Origin of the sequence: Ruegeria atlantica (assembly GCF_013032455.1) — a bacterium.
Classification (GTDB): domain Bacteria; phylum Pseudomonadota; class Alphaproteobacteria; order Rhodobacterales; family Rhodobacteraceae; genus Ruegeria; species Ruegeria atlantica_B.
Window position 1 is genome coordinate 2,501 of sequence record NZ_WQCF01000028.1, and the last position, 3,623, is coordinate 6,123.

The window sequence follows — 3,623 nt, forward strand, 5'->3', positions numbered from 1 at the left end:
CTTTTTGAATATCCCGGCTGAAACGAACAGAGTTGTCCAAGTCAAGTACACTAACCCGCATGATCTGACGATCATGCATGTCTTCTATCCTCTGCGTGGGGCCGACCGACATCGGCAGCGCGGGTTCCAGGGTGGAAGGCGGGAAAGTATGCTTTTGGTTCAGAAGAAAGATCATCTTTAGTTACCAGCTGGATGATCGCGATGGACATAGTCGAACCGTGAAGGCCGCAGGCCGGAAGGGTTCACGCGCTCAAGTAGCCGAATAGGCGGTAGCGCAAAATGTTATGTCTTTCTCTTTCTGGATCAAATCAAGCGCGAGAAGGGCGTTTGGTGAATGCCTTGGCAGCAAGAGGCGATGAAAGACGTGATACTCTGCGATAAGCCATGGGGAGCTGAGAATAAGCTTTGATCCATGGATTTCTGAATGGGGCAACCCACCTGAAAGCTTCATATTGTTATCTCTGATACTCAATATGGGGTTTAAACAGGTACTTAAGACCTGAATACATAGGGTTTTAAGAGCAAACCCGGGGAACTGAAACATCTAAGTACCCGGAGGAAAGGAAATCAATTGATACTCCCCTAGTAGCGGCGAGCGAACGGGGACCAGCCGAGCCAGATAAGTGACTAGAACATGTTGGGAAGCATGGCCATAGCGGGTGACAGCCCCGTATAGGAAGCTTTGATGGACGTATTAAGTAGGGCGGAACACGTGAAATTCTGTCTGAAGATCGGAGGACCACCTTCGAAGGCTAAGTACTCCTTGCTGACCGATAGCGAACCAGTACCGTGAGGGAAAGGTGAAAAGCACCCCGACGAGGGGAGTGAAACAGTACCTGAAACCGAACGCCTACAATCAGTCGGAGGCTCCTTGCGAGCTGACGGCGTACCTTTTGTATAATGGGTCATCGACTTGGTCTCACGAGCAAGCTTAAGCCGTTAGGTGTAGGCGTAGCGAAAGCGAGTCTTAATAGGGCGTATGAGTTCGTGGGATCAGACCCGAAACCGAGTGATCTAGGCATGGCCAGGTTGAAGGTAAGGTAACACTTACTGGAGGACCGAACCCACATCCGTTGAAAAGGATCGGGATGAGCTGTGCCTAGGGGTGAAAGGCCAATCAAACTCGGAGATAGCTGGTTCTCTGCGAAATCTATTTAGGTAGAGCGTCATCCGAATACCCCGGGGGGTAGAGCACTGGATGGGTAATGGGGCCCCACAGGCTTACTGATCCTAACCAAACTCCGAATACCCGGGAGTACTAGATGGCAGACACACTGCGGATGCTAACGTCCGTAGTGGAGAGGGAAACAACCCTGACCTACAGCTAAGGCCCCCAATTCATGGCTAAGTGGGAAAGCAGGTGGGACGACCAAAACAACCAGGAGGTTGGCTTAGAAGCAGCCATCCTTTAAAGATAGCGTAACAGCTCACTGGTCTAAATAAGTTGTCCTGCGGCGAAGATGTAACGGGGCTCAAGCCATGAGCCGAAGCTTAGGATGCCGTAAGGCATGGTAGCAGAGCGTAGTGTGACATAGTCTCATTCCTCCTTCACGTCTTCGGGCGTATTGGAGGAGAGAGGCTTTCGATGAAGCCGGCCTGTGAGGGATCCGGTGGAGAGATCACTAGTGAGAATGATGACATGAGTAGCGACAAAGAGTGTGAGAGACACTCTCGCCGAAAGTCCAAGGGTTCCTGCTTAAAGCTAATCTGAGCAGGGTAAGCCGGCCCCTAAGCCGAGGCCGAAAGGCGTAGGCGATGGGAACTAGGTTAATATTCCTAGGCCGTGGAGTGGTGACGGATCTCAGGTGTAGTTCAATCTTATCGGATTGATTGGGCTGCTGAGAGGTTCCTGGAAATAGCCCTCCTATCAGACCGTACCCTAAACCGACACAGGTGGACTGGTAGAGAATACCAAGGCGCTTGAGAGAACGATGTTGAAGGAACTCGGCAAAATACCTCCGTAAGTTCGCGAGAAGGAGGCCCGGTTCCTAGGCAACTAGGGGCTGGGGGCACAAACCAGGGGGTGGCGACTGTTTATTAAAAACACAGGGCTCTGCGAAGTCGCAAGACGACGTATAGGGTCTGACGCCTGCCCGGTGCCTGAAGGTTAAAAGGAGAGGTGAGAGCCTTGAATTGAAGCCCAGGTAAACGGCGGCCGTAACTATAACGGTCCTAAGGTAGCGAAATTCCTTGTCGGGTAAGTTCCGACCTGCACGAATGGCGTAACGACTTCCCCGCTGTCTCCAACATCGACTCAGCGAAATTGAATTGCCTGTCAAGATGCAGGCTTCCCGCGGTTAGACGGAAAGACCCCGTGCACCTTTACTACAGCTTCGCACTGGCATCAGGATTGTGATGTGCAGGATAGGTGGTAGGCTTTGAAGCAGGAACGCAAGTCCCTGTGGAGCCTCCCTTGAGATACCACCCTTCGCACTCTTGATGTCTAACCGCGGTCCGTTATCCGGATCCGGGACCCTGCGTGGCGGGTAGTTTGACTGGGGCGGTCGCCTCCTAAAGCGTAACGGAGGCGCGCGAAGGTTGGCTCAGAGCGGTCGGAAATCGCTCGTTGAGTGCAATGGCAGAAGCCAGCCTGACTGCGAGACTGACAAGTCGAGCAGAGTCGAAAGACGGCCATAGTGATCCGGTGGTCCCGAGTGGAAGGGCCATCGCTCAACGGATAAAAGGTACGCCGGGGATAACAGGCTGATACTGCCCAAGAGTCCATATCGACGGCAGTGTTTGGCACCTCGATGTCGGCTCATCTCATCCTGGGGCTGGAGCAGGTCCCAAGGGTACGGCTGTTCGCCGTTTAAAGAGGTACGTGAGCTGGGTTTAGAACGTCGTGAGACAGTTCGGTCCCTATCTGCCGTGGGTGTAGGAGACTTGAGAGGAGTTGCCCCTAGTACGAGAGGACCGGGGTGAACGATCCACTGGTGGACCAGTTGTCGTGCCAACGGCAGTGCTGGGTAGCTATGATCGGACAGGATAACCGCTGAAGGCATCTAAGCGGGAAGCCCCCCTCAAAACAAGGTCTCCCTGAGGGCCGTGGAAGACCACCACGTCAATAGGCCGGAGATGTAAGCGCAGTAATGCGTTCAGTTGACCGGTACTAATCGCCCGATAGGCTTGATTTGATCCAGTAATGGAAAGACAAATCACCAAAAGCATACACTGACCTTGAGTTGGACAACGTTGATTGATGTGAAGCCCCGTAAGGGGTGACATAACAACCGAGTGGCAACGCGCATTTGCAAGCAAATGCGCTGCCTGCCACCGCGTCGCTTTCCTGCAAAGCAGGAAAGTCGACATGGGGATTTTCCTCGGTTTGGTGGTCATAGCGCAAGTGAAACACCCGGTCCCATCCCGAACCCGGAAGTTAAGCACTGCCGCGCCAATGGTACTTGGGCTTAAGCCCCGGGAGAGTAGGTCACCGCCAAACCTAGAAAAATCCCCTTCCTCTCTTACGATGAAAAGAACACTACCCGGCCTCAAGTAGCGTAAGCGATAGGCCAACAATGGTCTCAAGTAGCCGAATAGGCGGTAGACCAACGCAAAGTGTCGCGGGGTGGAGCAGCCCGGTAGCTCGTCAGGCTCATAACCTGAAGGTCAGAGGTTCAAATCCT

2 rRNA genes are annotated in these 3,623 nt (G+C 53.2%); both read left to right on the forward strand.

Annotated features, from left to right (window positions below):
• Positions 1 to 306 precede the first annotated feature (306 nt).
• A 23S ribosomal RNA gene (locus tag GOW93_RS20525) occupies positions 307 to 3,134 on the forward strand.
• Between the two features lie 190 nt (positions 3,135 to 3,324).
• Positions 3,325 to 3,439: ribosomal RNA gene (rrf, locus tag GOW93_RS20530) — 5S ribosomal RNA — on the forward strand.
• Positions 3,440 to 3,623: the final 184 nt, after the last annotated feature.